The organism is Streptococcus mitis (assembly GCF_003942865.1).
In the GTDB taxonomy this organism is placed as follows: Bacteria; Bacillota; Bacilli; order Lactobacillales; family Streptococcaceae; genus Streptococcus; species Streptococcus mitis_BI.
The window spans coordinates 205,892-223,305 of the sequence record NZ_RJNZ01000002.1 but is presented as its reverse complement, the minus strand read 5'-3'; the positions used below and the strand labels follow the sequence as shown (position 1 = coordinate 223,305).

General features: G+C 40.5%; 12 protein-coding genes. 5 read left to right on the top strand and 7 right to left on the bottom strand.

Annotation, left to right across the window (positions count from 1 at the left end):
- Positions 1 to 57 precede the first annotated feature (57 nt).
- Positions 58 to 1,542, top strand: coding sequence for a DUF1846 domain-containing protein (locus tag D8845_RS03040; protein ID WP_125452421.1), 1,485 nt, complete (start codon positions 58 to 60; stop codon positions 1,540 to 1,542).
- Positions 1,543 to 1,636: 94 nt separating this feature from the next.
- The gene (locus D8845_RS03035; protein ID WP_125452420.1) at positions 1,637 to 2,119 is read left to right on the top strand and encodes an S-ribosylhomocysteine lyase; all 483 of its coding nucleotides are present in this window, start codon (positions 1,637 to 1,639) and stop codon (positions 2,117 to 2,119) included.
- Between the two features lie 58 nt (positions 2,120 to 2,177).
- Here D8845_RS03035 and D8845_RS03030 read toward each other — a convergent pair whose 3' ends face one another.
- Together D8845_RS03030 and pflB are read right to left on the bottom strand one after the other, a co-directional pair.
- Positions 2,178 to 4,283, bottom strand: a complete 2,106-nt coding sequence (locus D8845_RS03030) for an ATP-dependent Clp protease ATP-binding subunit (RefSeq protein ID WP_125452419.1) — start codon at positions 4,281 to 4,283, stop codon at positions 2,178 to 2,180.
- Between the two features lie 351 nt (positions 4,284 to 4,634).
- Entirely contained in the window at positions 4,635 to 6,959 is a 2,325-nt protein-coding gene (gene pflB / locus D8845_RS03025) for a formate C-acetyltransferase (protein WP_000260628.1), read from the bottom strand.
- A 236-nt stretch (positions 6,960 to 7,195) separates the two neighbouring features.
- On the opposite strand from pflB, the gene dinB reads away from it, so the two are divergent.
- Complete coding sequence (gene dinB, locus D8845_RS03020) at positions 7,196 to 8,257, top strand: DNA polymerase IV (protein ID WP_125452418.1); 1,062 nt, start codon at positions 7,196 to 7,198, stop codon at positions 8,255 to 8,257.
- 185 nt (positions 8,258 to 8,442) lie between these two features.
- Here the strand turns inward: dinB and D8845_RS03015 are convergent, their stop codons facing one another.
- Together D8845_RS03015 and D8845_RS03010 are read right to left on the bottom strand one after the other, a co-directional pair.
- Complete coding sequence (locus tag D8845_RS03015) at positions 8,443 to 9,288, bottom strand: undecaprenyl-diphosphate phosphatase (protein ID WP_125452417.1); 846 nt, start codon at positions 9,286 to 9,288, stop codon at positions 8,443 to 8,445.
- A 61-nt stretch (positions 9,289 to 9,349) separates the two neighbouring features.
- Positions 9,350 to 11,239 carry a DUF2207 domain-containing protein gene (locus D8845_RS03010; protein ID WP_125452416.1) on the bottom strand — a complete coding sequence of 630 codons (1,890 nt, stop codon included), beginning with the start codon at positions 11,237 to 11,239 and terminating at the stop codon, positions 9,350 to 9,352.
- A 138-nt stretch (positions 11,240 to 11,377) separates the two neighbouring features.
- Here D8845_RS03010 and D8845_RS03005 point away from each other — a divergent pair, with 138 nt between their 5' ends.
- Both D8845_RS03005 and D8845_RS03000 read left to right on the top strand, forming a co-directional pair.
- Complete coding sequence (locus D8845_RS03005) at positions 11,378 to 12,943, top strand: ABC transporter substrate-binding protein/permease (RefSeq protein WP_125452415.1); 1,566 nt, start codon at positions 11,378 to 11,380, stop codon at positions 12,941 to 12,943.
- Positions 12,943 to 13,683, top strand: coding sequence for an amino acid ABC transporter ATP-binding protein (locus D8845_RS03000; RefSeq protein WP_000189477.1), 741 nt, complete (start codon positions 12,943 to 12,945; stop codon positions 13,681 to 13,683). Before D8845_RS03005 ends, D8845_RS03000 begins: the two co-directional genes overlap by 1 nt.
- A gap of 89 nt (positions 13,684 to 13,772) precedes the next feature.
- Here D8845_RS03000 and D8845_RS02995 read toward each other — a convergent pair whose 3' ends face one another.
- The 3 genes from D8845_RS02995 to ilvC all read right to left on the bottom strand — a co-directional run bounded on the left by D8845_RS02995 (position 13,773) and on the right by ilvC (position 17,210).
- On the bottom strand, positions 13,773 to 13,988 hold the full coding sequence (locus D8845_RS02995; RefSeq protein WP_001130035.1) for a hypothetical protein: 216 nt from the start codon (positions 13,986 to 13,988) through the stop codon (positions 13,773 to 13,775).
- A gap of 835 nt (positions 13,989 to 14,823) precedes the next feature.
- Positions 14,824 to 16,074, bottom strand: coding sequence for a threonine ammonia-lyase IlvA (gene ilvA, locus D8845_RS02990; RefSeq protein ID WP_125452414.1), 1,251 nt, complete (start codon positions 16,072 to 16,074; stop codon positions 14,824 to 14,826).
- A gap of 113 nt (positions 16,075 to 16,187) precedes the next feature.
- Positions 16,188 to 17,210 carry a ketol-acid reductoisomerase gene (ilvC, locus tag D8845_RS02985; RefSeq protein ID WP_000290683.1) on the bottom strand — a complete coding sequence of 341 codons (1,023 nt, stop codon included), beginning with the start codon at positions 17,208 to 17,210 and terminating at the stop codon, positions 16,188 to 16,190.
- Positions 17,211 to 17,414 lie beyond the last annotated feature (204 nt).

Here is a 17,414-nt window from a genome sequence, read left to right as displayed (position 1 = left end):
ACTCCATAGTTTCCTAACTTCCAATTTTTTATTATAATAGAGGTCAGAGGTAAAAAAATGAAAAAACAAGCTTTTAGTTCTGAACAATATTTGAATCTACAGCGCGACCACATTTTGGAGCGCATTAACCAATTTGACGGCAAGCTCTACTTAGAGTTTGGTGGCAAAATGTTAGAAGATTTCCACGCTGCTCGTGTCCTTCCTGGTTATGAGCCTGACAACAAAATCAAGCTCTTACAAGAATTGAAAGAGCAGGTTGAGGTTGTGATTGCTATTAATGCTAGCAATATCGAACATTCCAAAGCACGTGGTGACTTGGGCATTTCTTATGACCAAGAAGTTCTTCGTTTGATTGATAAATTCAATGAATTGGGAATTTTTGTTGGCTCCGTTGTTATCACACAGTACGCTGGTCAACCAGCTGCAGATGCCTTCCGCAACCAACTTGAGAAAAACGGAATTGATTCTTATCTTCATTATCCAATCAAAGGATATCCGACAGATATGGATCACATCATTTCTCCAGAAGGTATGGGGAAAAACGACTACATCAAAACCAGTCGTAACTTGATTGTCGTAACCGCTCCTGGACCTGGTTCTGGAAAATTGGCAACCTGTATGTCCAATATGTACCACGACCAAATCAATGGTATCAAGTCTGGCTACGCTAAATTTGAAACCTTCCCAGTTTGGAATCTTCCCCTTCATCACCCGGTCAACTTGGCCTACGAGGCTGCCACAGCAGACCTTGATGATGTCAACATGATCGACCCCTTCCATCTCCAAACCTATGGAGAAACCACTGTCAACTACAACCGTGATATCGAAATTTTTCCAGTGCTCAAGCGCATGTTGGAACGTATCCTAGGAGAGTCTCCATACGCTTCACCGACAGACATGGGGGTCAACATGGTTGGTTTCGCTATTACAGATGATGATGCTGCTGTCGAAGCTTCTAAACAAGAAATCATCCGCCGTTACTATCAAACTGTTCTTGATTTTAAAGCCGAAAAAGTTGGCGAAGCTGCTGTCAAGAAAATCGAGTTGCTTATGAATGACCTCGGTATCACACCAGCAGACCGTGAGGTTGCTGTCGTTGCGCGTCAAAAAGCAGAAGAAACTGGCGGACCAGCCCTAGCCCTTGAATTGCCAACTGGGGAAATTGTTACTGGTAAGAACTCAGAGCTCTTTGGCCCTACAGCCGCTGCCTTGATTAACGCCATCAAAAAATCAGCTGACATCGCTAAAGAAGTAAAACTAATCGAACCTGAAGTCGTCAAACCGATCCAAGGTCTTAAAATCGATCATCTAGGTAGTCGCAATCCACGCCTGCATTCAAATGAAATCTTGATTGCACTTGCTATCACAGCTACGGAAAATCCTGACGCTGCGCATGCCATGGAAGAACTTGGCAACCTCAAAGGAAGCGAAGCCCACTCAACCATCATCTTAACCGATGAAGATAAGAATGTCCTTCGTAAACTGGGTATCAATGTAACCTTTGACCCTTACTACCAATACGACCGCTTGTATCGTAAATAACGATTCAAACCTCTCCACCCTCGGAGAGGTTTTCTCTCTGTCTCAGGAGCCGTCTTTATGTTATAATGAAAGAAGAAAACTGAAAGGATTTACCATGTCAAAAGAAGTTATTGTTGAAAGTTTTGAACTTGACCACACCATTGTTAAAGCACCCTATGTTCGCTTGATTGGGGAAGAAACAGGGCCAAAGGGAGACGTTATCTCCAACTTTGATATTCGCTTGGTGCAACCAAACGAAGACTCTATCCCTACCGCTGGCTTGCACACTATTGAGCACCTCTTGGCCAAACTCATCCGTACCCGAATTGACGGCATGATTGACTGTTCACCATTTGGTTGCCGTACAGGCTTTCACATGATTATGTGGGGACGTCATACTAGCGCTGAAATCGCATCTGTTATCAAGGATTCGCTCAAAGAAATCGCTGAGACTACTACTTGGGAAGACGTCCCTGGAACAACCATCGAATCTTGCGGTAACTACAAGGATCACAGCCTATTTTCAGCTAAAGAATGGGCAAAATTGATTCTCCAACAAGGAATCTCAGACGATGCCTTTGAACGTCATGTCATCTAATAATAAAAAAGAAACCAGCTTTTGAACTGGTTCCTTTTTTTATTTTCAAAATCTTGATTTAGACTTTTTCACGAATGACCAAAACACCATCTTCCATGTCAGCTTCTAGGTGTTTAGCATCAAGGTTATCCAAGTGGAAGTCTGTGACTTTGTCACGGATTTGTTGTTCAACCACACGACGGAGTGGACGAACACCCATGACTTCATCGTAGCCTTCCTCAGTCATGTATTCTTTAGCAGCTTCGCTCACTGCCAAGTCAATGTCTTTCTTAGAAAGCGTCTTGTTAACTTCAACCAACATAAGGTCTACAATCTTAGAAAGATCTTCTTTGCTCAAGTGTGAGAATTCGATGACAGCATTGAAACGGTTAAGGAATTCTGGACGGAAGTAAGGTTTCAAACGATCCATCAATTCTGGTTTATCAGCATCTTCTGTCAAGTTAGCTTCGTAACCAAAGCCTGCGTTTGAAGTTGCGATAATCACCGTATTCTTGAAGTTGACAGTGTTACCTTGACCATCTGTCAAACGACCATCGTCCAAAACTTGGAGGAGAAGGGTGATGACTTGAGGGTCAGCCTTTTCAATCTCATCCAAAAGTACGATTGAGTATGGATTGCGACGGACGCGTTCTGTCAAGGTATTGTTGTTGTCATCGTAACCAACATATCCTGCTGTTGTACCAATTAGCTTAGAAACAGCTGTGCGATCACTGTACTCAGACATATCCAAACGGATGATAGCATCTTTCGTTCCGAACATATCAAGAGCCAATTGTTTAGCCAACTCAGTCTTACCAACACCAGTAGGACCTACAAAGAGGAAGCTACCGATTGGACGGTTACCTTCATCAAAACCAGCACGGTTACGACGGATAGCTTTTGCTACTGCTTCAACGGCCTTATCTTGACCAATAACTTTCGTCTGCAAACGATGACCCATATCTTTCAAACGTTCGATGTCCGTAGCCCCCATTTGAGATACTGGAATACCCGTCATACGTTCTACAGATTCAGCCACATCGTTGACACTTGCAGTCACTTTCATATCTTCTGTATGGTTTTCGATTTTCTTTTCCAATTCTGCAATGCGTGTTTTATAGTTTAGAGCTGCTTCAAAATCTTCTGCCTCAACTGCTTTTTCTTGCTTGTCTTTTTCTGCCTCAATTTCACGTTCAACAGCATGAACATCTGTTACTGGATGCTGAGCTGCCAAGTGAGCCGCCGTAACATCGACAAGGTCGATAGCCTTATCTGGCAAACTACGTTGAGGAATATACTGAACAGAATAATCCACTGCTGCTTTTAAGACTTCATCTGGCAAGATGACATTGTGGTGTTGTTGATAGAGATCACGAATTCCTTGAAGGATTTTATATGTATCCTCTGCTGAAGGAGCATTGACCTTGACTTCGTTGAAACGACGAGCAAGAGCTGCATTCTTCAAGATGGTGTTACGATATTCGTCTTGAGTTGTTGCCCCAATCACTGTCAATTCTCCACGAGAGAGAGCTGGCTTGAGAATATCCGCGAGCCCCTTAGAACCACTGTCTCCACCAGTGCTACCAGCACCGAGAATTTGGTGAATTTCATCAAAGAAAAGAATGATATTTCCCGCTTCTTTTACTTCATTGACTAAGTTTTGAACGTTTTCTTCAAAGCTACCACGGTATTGAGTACCAGCCTCAAGACCTGAGATATCGATGGAAATAATTTCCTTGTTCTTAATAGCAGCTGGAACATCACCATTTACAATAGCTTGTGCTAGGCCTTCGACAACTGCTGTCTTACCAACACCTGCATCTCCGACCAAAACAGGATTGTTCTTGGTGCGGCGTGAGAGGATTTCAGATGTTTCTTGAATTTCCTTGTTTCGTCCGATAACAGGATCGAGCTTGCCCTCACGCGCTTCTGCTGTCAAGTTTCGACCTAGTTTAGCAAGGACACCGTCTTGTTTCATACTTGAAGCCTGTTGTGGCATTTGGCCATCAGATTCGGCATTTCCTGGTAATTGACCAGTCGCACGATAGTGAGCAAATTCCTCAGGTGTCACTTCACGTCCATTAATCAAATAGCGACGATTTTCAGAACTATATCCTCGCATACCACCCATCAATTGGTTAAATAAATCATCCATGTTGTTAAAATTATTAAAATTGTTATTCATATTCTTTACCTCTTTTTGTTATTTATTATTACTGATATTGACTATCTTTGACCTTTGTTTTAAAAAATTTAGACTAGCTAAATCGCTACTCTACGTACTATTTCTTGTTTTTCTTTTTCAAGCAGGAGTAGACTATCTTTACTTCTAAAGATTTCTAGATTAAACATAGACCCCACCTCTTTCTATTTTACTTTAAATAAGTGTTCTAGTAAGGCTTTCATTTACCTTACGTTTATAATATACTACATTAGTCAGAAAAGGTCAAGTATTTTGACTTTAATTGACCAATAAATTTTACAAAAAGAAGAACTAGCTTTTAACTAGTTCTTCTTTGTATTATTTTATATAATCTTAACTCAATGCATCCAAGGCATCATCCATTGAAAGAACTTCGTGGAATACACGTTGTGTCAATTCAGTTTTTTGTTCTGGAGTGAGGTATTTAGTGTTTACACAGTATCCAGAGATACGTACGATAACGTCTTCACCTGACATAATCTTTTCGTAAACATCGTTCAAGTCCATAACGTTCAAGTTAACGTGTTGTCCACCGTTTTCGAAGTAACCATCAAGGATTGTTACCAAGTTATCAACTTGTTCGTCACGAGTCTTACCAAGAGCACGAGGTGATACTTGTGTAGTCAATGAGATACCATCAGCTGCATAACTAAAGTCAAGGCTAGAAAGTGAGTTCAAGTTTTGCAACCATCCACCTTTAGCTTTGTTAGATGGGTTAGCACCTGGTGAGAAGAATTCAAGTTTAGACAAGTTCACAGAACCATCTTCGTTGAGATATACACCTTTGTGGACTGGTGAGTTACCAGTTTGTTTAGAGTAAGCAACGTTAGATGTGATTGTCAAAAGTGATACTGTAGCTTCAGCGTCTTTGTAAAGTTTGTGGCTACGTAGACGAGTTGTGTAAGCTTCAATCAACCATTCTGCCAATTCGTTTGAACGTGGGTCGTCTTCACCCCAACGTGGGTATTCACCGATTGTTTCGTAATCGTAGATGTAGCCATTTTCGTCACGGATTGGTTTAACCGTAGCGTATTTGATAGCTGACAATGTATCAACAGTGTTGGCAAATCCACAGATACCGAATCCCATGTTAGCACGTTGTTTAGTTGGCAAGAAGGCCATTTGAACAGCTTCGTAGTTGTACTTATCAGTCATGTAGTGGATAATGTTCAAAGCATCTACGTAAGTGTCAGTCAACCAGTCAAGAGATTTTTCAAAGTTAGCTTTAACTGATTCAAATTCAAGAACTTCGTCACGGATTGGTTCGATGTCAAATACTTTGTAGTCTTTGTGAACATCGTCGTAACCACCGTTCAAACCAGTAAGAAGGGCTTTCAATACGTTTACACGCGCACCGAAGTACTGGATGTTGTGGCGTTGCTCTTCATTTTCTGGGTCTAGTGGAGACACACAGCATGAGATACAGCTCATTTCACCATATCCGTCTTTAGCCATTGTTGTTACACCTTCGTATTGGATAGAAGAGTGTTTGTGGCTCATGTGCATACAGTAGCGACGGAAGTTGTATGGCAATTTGTCAGTCCAAAGAACTGTCAAGTTTGGTTCTGGTGAGTTACCGATGTTGTCAAGAGTGTTCAAGAAACGGTAGTCCATCTTAGTAACACGGTGACGACCGTCGTTACCCATACCTGCCATAGAAGTTGTGATGAAAGTTGGGTCACCTGAGTACAATTGGTCGTAAGCTTTTGTACGAGCAAATTTAACTGTACGAAGTTTCATAACGAAATCATCAACGAATTCTTGGATTTCTGATTCAGTAAATGTACCACGAGCAAGGTCACGTTCTGCAAAGATGTCCAATACGATTGGTACACGTCCTAGGGATGTAGCAGCACCGTTGATAACACGGCAGACAGCCATGAAGGCGATGTTAACCCATTGGATAGCTTCTTTAACGTTCATAGCTGGTTTGCGAACATCAACTCCGTAAAGGTCACCCAAGCGAACAACTTGTTGCAATGCTTGGTATTGAAGGTTGATTTCTTCACGAAGACGGATTGTTTCTTCATCGATTTCTTCGATTGCGTTCCAGTCGTTTACTTTTTCTTGCATCAAGTAGTCTGCACCGTAAAGAGCAAGACGTGCGTAAACACCGATGATACGTCCGCGTGAGTATGCATCTGGAAGACCAGTTACAGTGTGTGCGTGACGTGCGCGACGAATGTTTGAAGTGTAAGCACGGAAGATACCGTCGTTAACTGTTGTTACGTATTTAGTAAAGATTTCGTGAACAGCTGGATCTGGTTCGTATCCATTTTCTTTCAAAGTAGTTTCAGCCATACGGATACCACCTTTTGGCATGAAGTTCAATTTGAAGAGTTCATCGTTTTGGATACCGAAGATAACTTCGTTTTCTTTATCGATAAATCCTGCTGGGATATCAGCAATAGATGTTGGACGAGTGTCCATTGGGAAACGAGTTTCTTCGTAGTGTGCTTTAGTTTCTTCTACAATTTTTTTGATGTGAAGTGAACGTTCTGTTGGTCCAGCAAGGAAGCTTTCGTCTCCATCGTAAGGTGTGTAGTTAGCTTGTACGAAGCGTGATACACTTGCTTTTTCTTTCCAATCTACGCCTTTGAAGCCTTCCCAAGCTTTGTCAAAAATATCTTGTGCTTCAACAACTGTCTTAACAACCATGTTAATGTCCTCTTTTTTCTTTCTAGTAACAGTCATCTGTTACATTCATGAGACAAGTATACCATACAGTAATCGTTTTCAACAAGTGGAAAATCCCTATTTTTACACTTTCTTTTCTAAAACAGTCTATATTTTCCCCGAACTGTATTATATTTTTGAAAAAATAAAGTCCTTTTTTCTTTTTTTCAGAAAAAAGGGTATAATAAAAGAAAATAAGCAGTAAAAAGGCGATAAGCATGTTGATTTTTCCATTATTAAATGATTTGTCAAGAAAAATCATCCATATTGATATGGATGCCTTTTTTGCTGCGGTGGAAATCAGAGATAATCCTAAACTCAGAGGAAAGCCTGTCATTATAGGAAGCGACCCTCGGCAAACAGGTGGACGAGGAGTCGTTTCGACCTGTAGCTATGAGGCACGAGCTTTTGGTGTCCATTCTGCCATGAGTTCCAAGGAAGCTTATGAGCGTTGTCCCCAGGCCATCTTTATCTCAGGAAATTATGAGAAATACAAGACTGTGGGATTCCAGATTCGAGCTATTTTTAAGCGCTATACAGATTTGATTGAGCCTATGAGTATTGACGAAGCCTATTTGGATGTAACAGAAAATAAACTCGGCATCAAGTCGGCAGTCAAAATTGCTCGTCTCATTCAAGAGGATATCTGGCAGGAACTCCATCTAACTGCTTCTGCTGGCGTTTCTTACAACAAATTCTTAGCTAAAATGGCTAGTGATTATCAAAAACCACATGGTCTGACAGTGATTCTTCCTGACCAGGCTGAGGACTTTCTAAAACAAATGGATATTTCCAAGTTTCATGGAGTAGGAAAAAAGACAGTGGAAAGACTTCATCAAATGGGTGTTTTTACTGGCGCTGACCTACTTGAAGTCCCTGAAGTGACCCTAATAGACCGCTTTGGCAGACTGGGCTATGACCTTTATCGAAAGGCTCGTGGTATCCACAATTCCCCCGTCAAATCCAACCGCATCCGTAAATCAATCGGGAAAGAGAAAACCTATGGAAAGATTCTCCGTGCCGAGGAAGATATCAAAAAAGAGCTAACTCTCCTATCAGAAAGAGTCGCTCTCAATCTCAATCAACAAGAAAAATCTGGAAAAATTGTTATTCTGAAAATTCGCTATGAGGACTTTTCAACTCTGACTAAACGAAAAAGTCTGGCTCAAAAAACACAGGATGCTAGTCAGATAAGTCAAATAGCCCTGCAACTCTATGAAGAATTAAGCGAGAAAGAAAGAGGTATCCGCCTGTTGGGGATTACCATGACTGGATTGTAATACTCTTCGAAAATATCTTCAAACCACGTCAGCGTCGCCTTACCGTAGGTATATGTTACTGACTCTGTCAGTCTTATTTACAACCTCAAAGCAGTGCTTTGAGTAGCCTGCGGCTAGCTTCCTAGTTTGCTTTTTGATTTTTATGGAATATAAAACCTTGAAGAGCTGACCCTTCAAGGTTTTTCTTATACAAATAAACGAACAAAGCTGTAAAGTAGCAAGACACCACCAAGCACGATACGGTATTTACCGAAAAGGGTAAAGTCGTGTTTTTTCACATAGCTTGTCAAGAAACGAATAGCGACCATGCTGACTGCAAAGGCGATTCCCATCGCAACCAAGAGCAAGAACAATTGCCCAAAGCTCAAGAGTTGTCCTGCTTTCACAAATTTGAAAATCTTTAAGGCACTAGCTCCAAACATAACAGGAATCCCAAGATAGAAGGTAAATTCCGTTACAACAGAACGACTGGTTCCATTTAACAAACCACCGACAATCGTTGCCCCAGAACGGCTAGTTCCTGGCAAAAGGGCAAGAACTTGGAAGAGTCCGATATAGAAAGCTGTCGTATAAGGAAGCTTGTCCAACTCTGTCACACTTGGCTCGATAGCACGCGCTTTATTGCGCTTTTCCAAATAGATAAAGGCAATCCCATAGATAATCAACATGAGAGCAACTGAAACCATGTTATGGAAGTGGGTATCAAACCAATCATCAAATTTAAAGACGGCAAGTAAAGGCAAAGTTGCAACCAAGACCTTCAACCACAGTCTCCAAGTCTTACGAACTTCCTGCTTATCCTTAGTCGGTTTGAAAGGATTGAGCTTGTTAAAGTAAATCACCATAACCGCTAAAATCGCTCCAAGCTGAATCACGACATTAAACATGGACATAAAGGCTTCATTCTGATTTTGGTATTGGATAAATTCCTCTGCTAAAATCAAGTGACCTGTACTGGAAATGGGCAACCATTCCGTAATTCCTTCAACAATCCCGAAGAAGATAGATTTTAAAATTTCAATAAGATACATAGATTACTCCTTTTTTCTATCTTCCATTATAGCATACTTTTTCAGTCTATGACAGTTCTCTTTAAAAGGCGCCTATACTGCCTCCGCCTCCGCCTCCGGAGAAGCCACCGCCAGAACTTCCACTTCCAGAAGATACGGAATAGGTACTTGCTGTATTTGCGACATTGGCATAATGGCTCATTTGCGCGCTTGAATGATAAAACATACTGTGCCAGCCATAAGCTACATAGAGATTGATATCTGGATTTTCCACTTGAATATGATGAACCTTCATCAAATGACTGACCTTGTCCGCATAGCCAAATAAGGTCGCATAGACCAAGAGGCGATTCCAGACCACAATACTTTCCAATTCAGCCTGATCCAATCGTGCAATCTCACGTAACATATTTTCAAAACTGGTCCAGAGATAGTAGACTTCTGCTCCTGCTTCATTTAGGACACCATCACGATTATCTAGTCGAAGCTTCCAATAATAGAAGACAGCCAAAACTAAACCTAGAAAACCAAGTATTGGCAAGGGGAGGTAAAGATAGCCATGAACGTCTAAACTGTACAAGAACAAACCAAATCCGATAAATAAGGGCAAGATAGTGGAAATACCCATACCCACCTGCAAGGCCTTTTCTCCACCAGTCAAGGAACGATAATAATCTGGGAGGTCCCAGAAGGAAACTCGATTTCTCACTCCTTCTTGCATCTCTTTCAATACTTCTTCAAAAGACGATTTGAGCTGACACCCCTTTGCTTGAATCCGTTTTTCATCAGAGACTTTTGCTCTACGATAAAGACTATCAGATACCTTATAATCTGCAAACAAATTGGAAAGAGTTTCTTCTTTTTTGCCTGAAAAAGCCAGATTTAGACAGTCTATCTCAAAGCTTGACAAACCATCTTCTCTTACCAGCCTCAAGCCAACTGCATCTCCTTCTGAAATGATAGAGACATTCCCACGGTCTATCACATCTAACAAAGTAGCTTGAATGAGTTGATCAAAGGTGAATTTGCCAGCCCCCTTGACTAAGGGACTCACTTCCTCCAAGGAGGTCGAGTAGACAGCCTCTGATAAAACCATAGGCTCTAATTCCATTGGTGGCTCATAGAGACGATGATTTTTGGCATATTTGACTGAAGGAGTGGTCTTTCTTCTATAGATAAAATAGAAGAAAGCACTCAATAACAAAGAGATGGAAAGTATCGAAGGAAAGACCCAAGTGACGAGTTGTTTACTCTGATCTTTTTCTCTAACAATCGAGTCTTCTATCTTATTAAACTCCTCTAAACGATTCCCTTTCAAGCCCTGATCCCTAGCGCTAGCAAAATCAGTTCGAGGCCAGTAGGCATGCAATTCAACTCCACGCTTAGGAGGAAGATTGTCTAAACGAATAGTATAATCAAAGTTACTCTTTTCAATCGTTCCTTCTTTAAAGAGTTTCCCTGTATGGAAGTAGAGTTTTTCAACCCCCTTGTCTCCCCTTACACGAAATTCAAACTTTCCAATAGCCCCTGAACTATCTGTCAGAGGTTGCCAATTTAATTCAGCGATATCATCATAAAGAAAAAGCAAGTTCTTTAAGTTCCAGACAAGGTCAACTTCAACTGTGTCACCTTCCTGACCTGGATTATAAACTTTAACAGTATAACCATCTGCTCCTTCTATCACTTCGCTAGTAACGTCTGTCAATTCAGCACCATTTTTCGCGGCCTGAACCTTTGGATGAGGATCAATGTCAAATCCACTAGGCATCTTGCCAGCACGTCCAAGTCCCACGATTTGGCCTTTAAAGTCCTCCTCAAACTGATAAACTATCTTCTGTCTAAATTCTGCCGTGTTGTCTGCATGAATATACAAATCACCTTGATAAGAGTTTATCTTAAAATCAATGGCAAAAACAGAGAGTGGCAAAAGGCAAAACAAGCCTAACACCAGTAAGAAAAAAGTTTTTTTCATCAAACAAGCCCCCTTTTTATCTTTGCTATCATTATATCATTTTTTCTCAAGTAAGGGCTTACCTGTATTGAAAAATAGAGTTTTTTTCGATAAAATAGGAGACAGTTATTTTTTAATAGATTAGAAATAGGAGAAATCATGAAAAAAATATACTTATCTATTTTCACAAGTCTCTTGCTGATGCTGGGACTTGTCAATGTTGCTCAAGCCGATGAATATTTACGCATCGGGATGGAAGCAGCATATGCTCCCTTTAACTGGACCCAAGATGATGATAGCAATGGAGCTGTCAAAATCGATGGAACCAACCAGTATGCCAATGGATACGATGTCCAAATTGCCAAGAAAATCGCTAAAGACTTAGGTAAAGAACCTTTGGTTGTTAAGACCAAGTGGGAAGGTCTAGTCCCTGCCCTTACTTCTGGTAAAATTGATATGATTATCGCAGGTATGAGTCCAACTGCAGAACGCAAACAAGAAATTGCCTTTTCAAGCAGTTACTACACTAGCGAACCAGTTTTGCTTGTCAAAAAAGATTCTGCCTACGCAAGTGCTAAATCTTTGGATGACTTTAACGGTGCGAAAATCACTTCTCAACAAGGTGTCTACCTCTACGACTTGATTGCACAAATCCCGGGTGCTAAAAAAGAAACAGCCATGGGAGACTTCGCTCAAATGCGCCAAGCTCTTGAGGCTGGTGTCATCGATGCCTATGTTTCTGAACGCCCAGAAGCTCTGACTGCTGAAGCTGCTAACTCTAAGTTCAAGATGGTCCAAGTAGAACCAGGTTTCAAAACGGGGGAAGAAGATACAGCTATTGCCATTGGACTTCGTAAAGATGACAACCGTATTAGCCAAATCAATGCTAGCATTGAAACCATTTCGAAAGATGACCAAGTTGCCTTGATGGATCGTATGATCAAAGAGCAACCTGCCGAAGCTACAACAACTGAAGAGACTAGCAGTAGTTTCTTTAGCCAAGTCGCTAAAATTCTTTCTGAAAACTGGCAACAACTCTTGCGTGGTGCTGGTATCACCCTTTTAATCTCTATCGTGGGAACCATCACAGGTCTCATTATTGGACTTGCCATTGGTGTCTTCCGTACGGCTCCTCTATCTGAGAATAAAGCCATTTATGGCTTACAAAAACTAGTCGGCTGGATTCTCAATGTCTACATTGAAATTTTCCGTGGTACCCCAATGATCGTTCAATCGATGGTTATCTACTATGGAACTGCCCAAGCTTTCGGTATCAACCTTGACCGCACACTGGCTGCTATCTTCATCGTTTCGATCAACACTGGTGCCTACATGACTGAAATCGTCCGTGGTGGTATCCTAGCAGTTGACAAGGGACAATTTGAAGCCGCTACTGCTCTTGGTATGACCCATAACCAAACCATGCGTAAGATTGTCCTCCCTCAGGTAGTTCGCAACATCCTACCAGCAACTGGTAATGAATTTGTCATCAATATCAAAGATACATCTGTATTGAACGTTATCTCTGTTGTCGAACTTTATTTCTCAGGAAATACCGTGGCAACACAAACCTATCAATACTTCCAGACATTTACAATCATCGCCGTGATTTACTTTGTCCTCACCTTCACCGTAACACGTATCCTACGCTTCATCGAACGCCGCATGGACATGGATACCTATACTACAGGTGCTAACCAAATGCAAACGGAGGATTTGAAATAATGACACAAGCAATCCTTGAAATTAAACACCTCAAAAAATCCTATGGACAAAACGAAGTGCTAAAAGACATTTCTCTAACTGTCCACAAGGGTGAAGTTATCTCTATCATCGGAAGCTCTGGAAGCGGAAAATCAACTTTCCTACGCTCCATTAACCTACTTGAAACTCCAACTGATGGACAAATCCTTTATCATGGACAAAACGTCCTCGAAAAAGGCTACGACCTCACGCAATACCGAGAAAAGTTGGGGATGGTGTTCCAATCCTTTAATCTCTTTGAAAATCTTAACGTACTTGAAAACACAATTGTCGCTCAGACGACTGTCCTTAAACGCGAACGTACAGAAGCTGAAAAGATTGCCAAAGAAAACCTTGAAAAGGTCGGCATGGGAGAACGCTACTGGCAAGCAAAACCGAAACAACTCTCAGGTGGTCAAAAACAACGTGTGGCTATCGCTCGTGCCCTCTCCATGAATCCTGACGCCATTCTCTTTGATGAACCAACATCAGCTCTCGATCCAGAAATGGTTGGAGAAGTCCTCAAAATCATGCAAGATCTGGCTCAGGAAGGCTTGACTATGATTGTCGTAACCCACGAAATGGAATTCGCCCGTGACGTCTCTCACCGTGTTATCTTTATGGATAAGGGTGTGATTGCTGAAGAAGGCAAACCAGAAGACCTCTTCACCAATCCTAAAGAAGATCGTACAAAAGAGTTCCTTCAACGCTATCTCAAATAAAAAGAAAAGGCTGCATCCTTGTGCAGTCTTTTTGTTATCCTATAAATGAAAAGGCAGACCCTATTTAAGAATCCACCATTATCCAAAGATTAATCTTCAAATTTTTCATGATTTTTATCATAGAAATCAATTAAACCTAGAGCCGTTTCAAACGAAATATTTTTAACTTTTGCACGCCCCTGCGCTAGAGCAATGATAGACATTTCACGCGCATTCGTTTCTTTAGAGATACGGTAGCCTGTGATCTTCTTATCACGAACCCAGCCAACAACTGATTCTACTTTTTCAAAGTTTGACTTAGCCATGTCCTTCTCCTATTTTCTTATTTACGATATTTAATTGTATACGTTTTTATGCTTTTTGTCAATAAAAAAACATATATTCAATAAAATAAACGCCCTTATTTTTACTTGCTATCTTATTAAAGCTGATAATATATAGGTTTTTCATTGCCGAAAACAATTTTTATAGCTCTTTAAAACAACTGTATTATTAAACCTTATTTATGTAATAATATCGATATTTGACAGATGCTGATTCTCGATAATCTAGACATATTCTAGTCTTATTTCATATTATTTATTCCACTGCAAAACAAAAAAATTGACAAAATAATCTTCTGCTCTAAACCATTTCTAACGAGTATTTTTCTCCTTTTAGACTTTTCCTGTCTACACCAGCATTCAATCATTTGGTCAACTGGACCAGTTATTTACTTTATCAAGTTTACTTTTTATTTCTCCTACCCATTAAAAGGCGAGTATCTAGGAAATCGTAGTATTCTATGCTTCATTTTTTCTACTGTTTTCATCTTACGAGTATCTCATCACTCTTCTCAGTAACCTCAGTATAATAAGGCATCTCATTAGTATTGATTATTTTTTCTAATTCCTATTATATTTAGCTAAATTTCAGATTAGGCATATATAAAATAGTAGATTTCAAAAAACTCCTTACATATAACAAGTAATTTTACTCCCTTACTATAAACTGAATCAAAAAATAATAGGTACTATAATGACTTGTGATAGAAATAGCGTAATCGATTTCCTAAGTCCATAGGAATCGCCCCCTTTCTTCACCCTCATTATAGCACCTATACATCAGTTGTGCAAATAATATGATATTTTTTATTAGTCCTCAGACAAGCATATTATAGAGCGTTTCATTACCATTTAAGTTAATATAAGATGGATCAAAACCTTCCATTCGACGAATCAAGCCTGCATAATCATGCTTATCTGCCAAGGCAATCCCAATCAATACTGGGCCTGTCCCCTTGCTAGCTCGTTTGATATACTCAAAACGTGTGATATCATCATTTGGCCCCAGGATATCATTTACAAATTCACGCAAAGCCCCCGGACGCTGTGGAAAATTAACCACAAAGTAATGCTTGATCCCATCATAAATCAAGGCACGCTCTTCCATTTCTGGCATACGGTTGATATCATTATTTCCTCCAGAAATGATACAACAGATGGTTTTCCCCTTGATATATTCAGCCAAAACCTCTAAAGAAGCGATACTAGCCGCTCCAGCAGGTTCTGCGATAATCCCTTGCTTAGAGTAGAGATCAATCAAAGTTTCAGAAATCAATCCCTCATCGACACCTACCAAAGTTTGAACATGTTGACGAGTTGCTTCATAGGTCAACTGTCCCACCTTTTGCACAGCAATTCCATCCGCAAATTTGTCAATTTCTTTGAGTTTGACAGGCCCACCAGCGTCAAAGGCAGCCTTCATGGAACGTGCCCCATTAGCCTCTACTCCGATGACTTCAATTTCTGGACTTGTTTCCTTGATATAGGTAGAAACCCCAGCAATGAGACCACCACCTCCAACAGGAACCAAGACAGCATCAAAATCAATCGATTCTTTTCGAGCTTCTTCTAAAATCTCATAAGCAACTGTCCCTTGACCAGCTTGAACATGGGCATCATCAAAGGGATCAATAAAGGTACGATTTTCAGAGACTGTAAATTCTTGAGCTGCTTTAGCTGAGGCATCAAAGGTATCTCCAACTAGTTTAATGGTCACGAAATCCCCACCAAAAAAGCGAACCTGCCCAATTTTTTGTTGCGGAGTAGTAATGGGCATAAAAATAGTAGCAGGAATTTTCATTTCATTACAAGTATAGGCTACTCCCTGCGCATGATTTCCCGCAGAAGCGCAGACTACCCCACGTTCACGCTCTTCCTTGCTGAGCTGAGAAATAGCATAATAGGCACCACGAATTTTAAAAGAGCGAACACGTTGGGCATTTTCCTTTTTTAAATAAATCTTAGCACCATACTTCTCCGATAAATAATGGTCATAATCAAGCGGTGTATTCACAACCACACCGTTCAAGATCTTATGAGCCTTGATTATATCTTTTGAACTTAACATCATTTTCTCCTAGACAATTTCATACTTATCGCAATCCATCCTTTTAACAAGAGATGAATTGATTATAAAAGCGAGTTAGTCCCCCAACTCGCCTTCACCTTAATTTCTATCAATTAGTTATAGATTTTAAATGCATCATCGTCGTTTTTGCCAACGAATGGCATTGCTTTACGCAATTCTGCACCAACTTTTTCAATTTCAAGGTTAGCTGCTTGTTCACGGTAAGCAGTCAATTTTGGACGTCCAGCTTTATAGTCATTTACAAAGTCATTTGCAAATTTACCATTTTGGATGTCTGCCAAGACAGCTTTCATATTTTCTTTAACTTGTTCAGTGATTACACGTGGACCTGATACATAGTCACCGTATTCAGCAGTGTTTGAAATTGATTGACGCATTTTCTTGAATCCACCTTCGTAAATCAAGTCAACGATCAATTTCATTTCGTGAAGAACTTCAAAGTAAGCCAATTCTGGGGCGTAGCCTGCTTCTGTCAAGACTTCGAAACCTGCTTCGATAAGAGCAGTCAAACCACCACAAAGTACAGCTTGTTCACCAAACAAATCTTCTTCAGTTTCTTCTTTGTAAGTTGTTTCAAGAAGACCTACACGAGCTGCTCCAACACCTTTACACCAGTCCATAGCAATGTTTTTCGCATTTCCTGTTGCATCTTGGTATACTGCGTAAAGAGCTGGAACACCAAATCCTTCTTCGTAAGTACGGCGTACCAAGTGTCCTGGTCCTTTAGGAGCACACATGAAGACATCTACATCTGCAGGAACTTTGATAAATTCAAAGTGAATGTTGAAACCATGAGCAAATCCAACTGCGTTTCCAGCTTCCAAGTTTGGAGCGATTTCTGCTTCGTACAATTCTTGTTGGATTTCATCTGGTGCCAAAATCATGATAACATCAGCCAATTTAGTTGCTTCTGCTACTGTGTAAGTGTCAAATCCATCTTCTTTTGCTTTGTCAAAAGATTTACCTGGACGTACACCGATAATGACATCGCGACCTGAATCACGCAAGTTTTGAGCATGCGCATGTCCTTGTGAGCCATAACCGATAACGGCGATTTTTTTACCGTCAAGTGCTGCTACTTTAACATCTTTTTCGTATTCCATTTGAACTGCCATAGTTTTTTCTCTCTTTTCTCTCTTTTCTATTATTTATTGCCTTTTAGGCTGGTTTAACAAATTTAAAATATTTTTATACTCAATGAAAATCAAAGAGCAAATTAGGAAGCTAGCCACAGACTGCTCAAAGCACTGCTTTGAGGTTGTAAATAAGACTGACGGAGTCAGTAACATATACCTACGGCAAGGCAAAGCTGACATGAT

Bases quoted from the DNA above. Each gene is read 5' to 3' on its own strand.
- D8845_RS03040 (WP_125452421.1), top strand. From the start codon at position 58: ATGAAAAAACAAGCTTTTAGTTCTGAACAATATTTGAATCTACAGCGC.
- D8845_RS03035 (WP_125452420.1), top strand. From the start codon at position 1,637: ATGTCAAAAGAAGTTATTGTTGAAAGTTTTGAACTTGACCACACCATT.
- D8845_RS03030 (WP_125452419.1), bottom strand. From the start codon at position 4,283: ATGAATAACAATTTTAATAATTTTAACAACATGGATGATTTATTTAAC.
- pflB (WP_000260628.1), bottom strand. From the start codon at position 6,959: ATGGTTGTTAAGACAGTTGTTGAAGCACAAGATATTTTTGACAAAGCT.
- dinB (WP_125452418.1), top strand. From the start codon at position 7,196: ATGTTGATTTTTCCATTATTAAATGATTTGTCAAGAAAAATCATCCAT.
- D8845_RS03015 (WP_125452417.1), bottom strand. From the start codon at position 9,288: ATGTATCTTATTGAAATTTTAAAATCTATCTTCTTCGGGATTGTTGAA.
- D8845_RS03010 (WP_125452416.1), bottom strand. From the start codon at position 11,239: ATGAAAAAAACTTTTTTCTTACTGGTGTTAGGCTTGTTTTGCCTTTTG.
- D8845_RS03005 (WP_125452415.1), top strand. From the start codon at position 11,378: ATGAAAAAAATATACTTATCTATTTTCACAAGTCTCTTGCTGATGCTG.
- D8845_RS03000 (WP_000189477.1), top strand. From the start codon at position 12,943: ATGACACAAGCAATCCTTGAAATTAAACACCTCAAAAAATCCTATGGA.
- D8845_RS02995 (WP_001130035.1), bottom strand. From the start codon at position 13,988: ATGGCTAAGTCAAACTTTGAAAAAGTAGAATCAGTTGTTGGCTGGGTT.
- ilvA (WP_125452414.1), bottom strand. From the start codon at position 16,074: ATGTTAAGTTCAAAAGATATAATCAAGGCTCATAAGATCTTGAACGGT.
- ilvC (WP_000290683.1), bottom strand. From the start codon at position 17,210: ATGGCAGTTCAAATGGAATACGAAAAAGATGTTAAAGTAGCAGCACTT.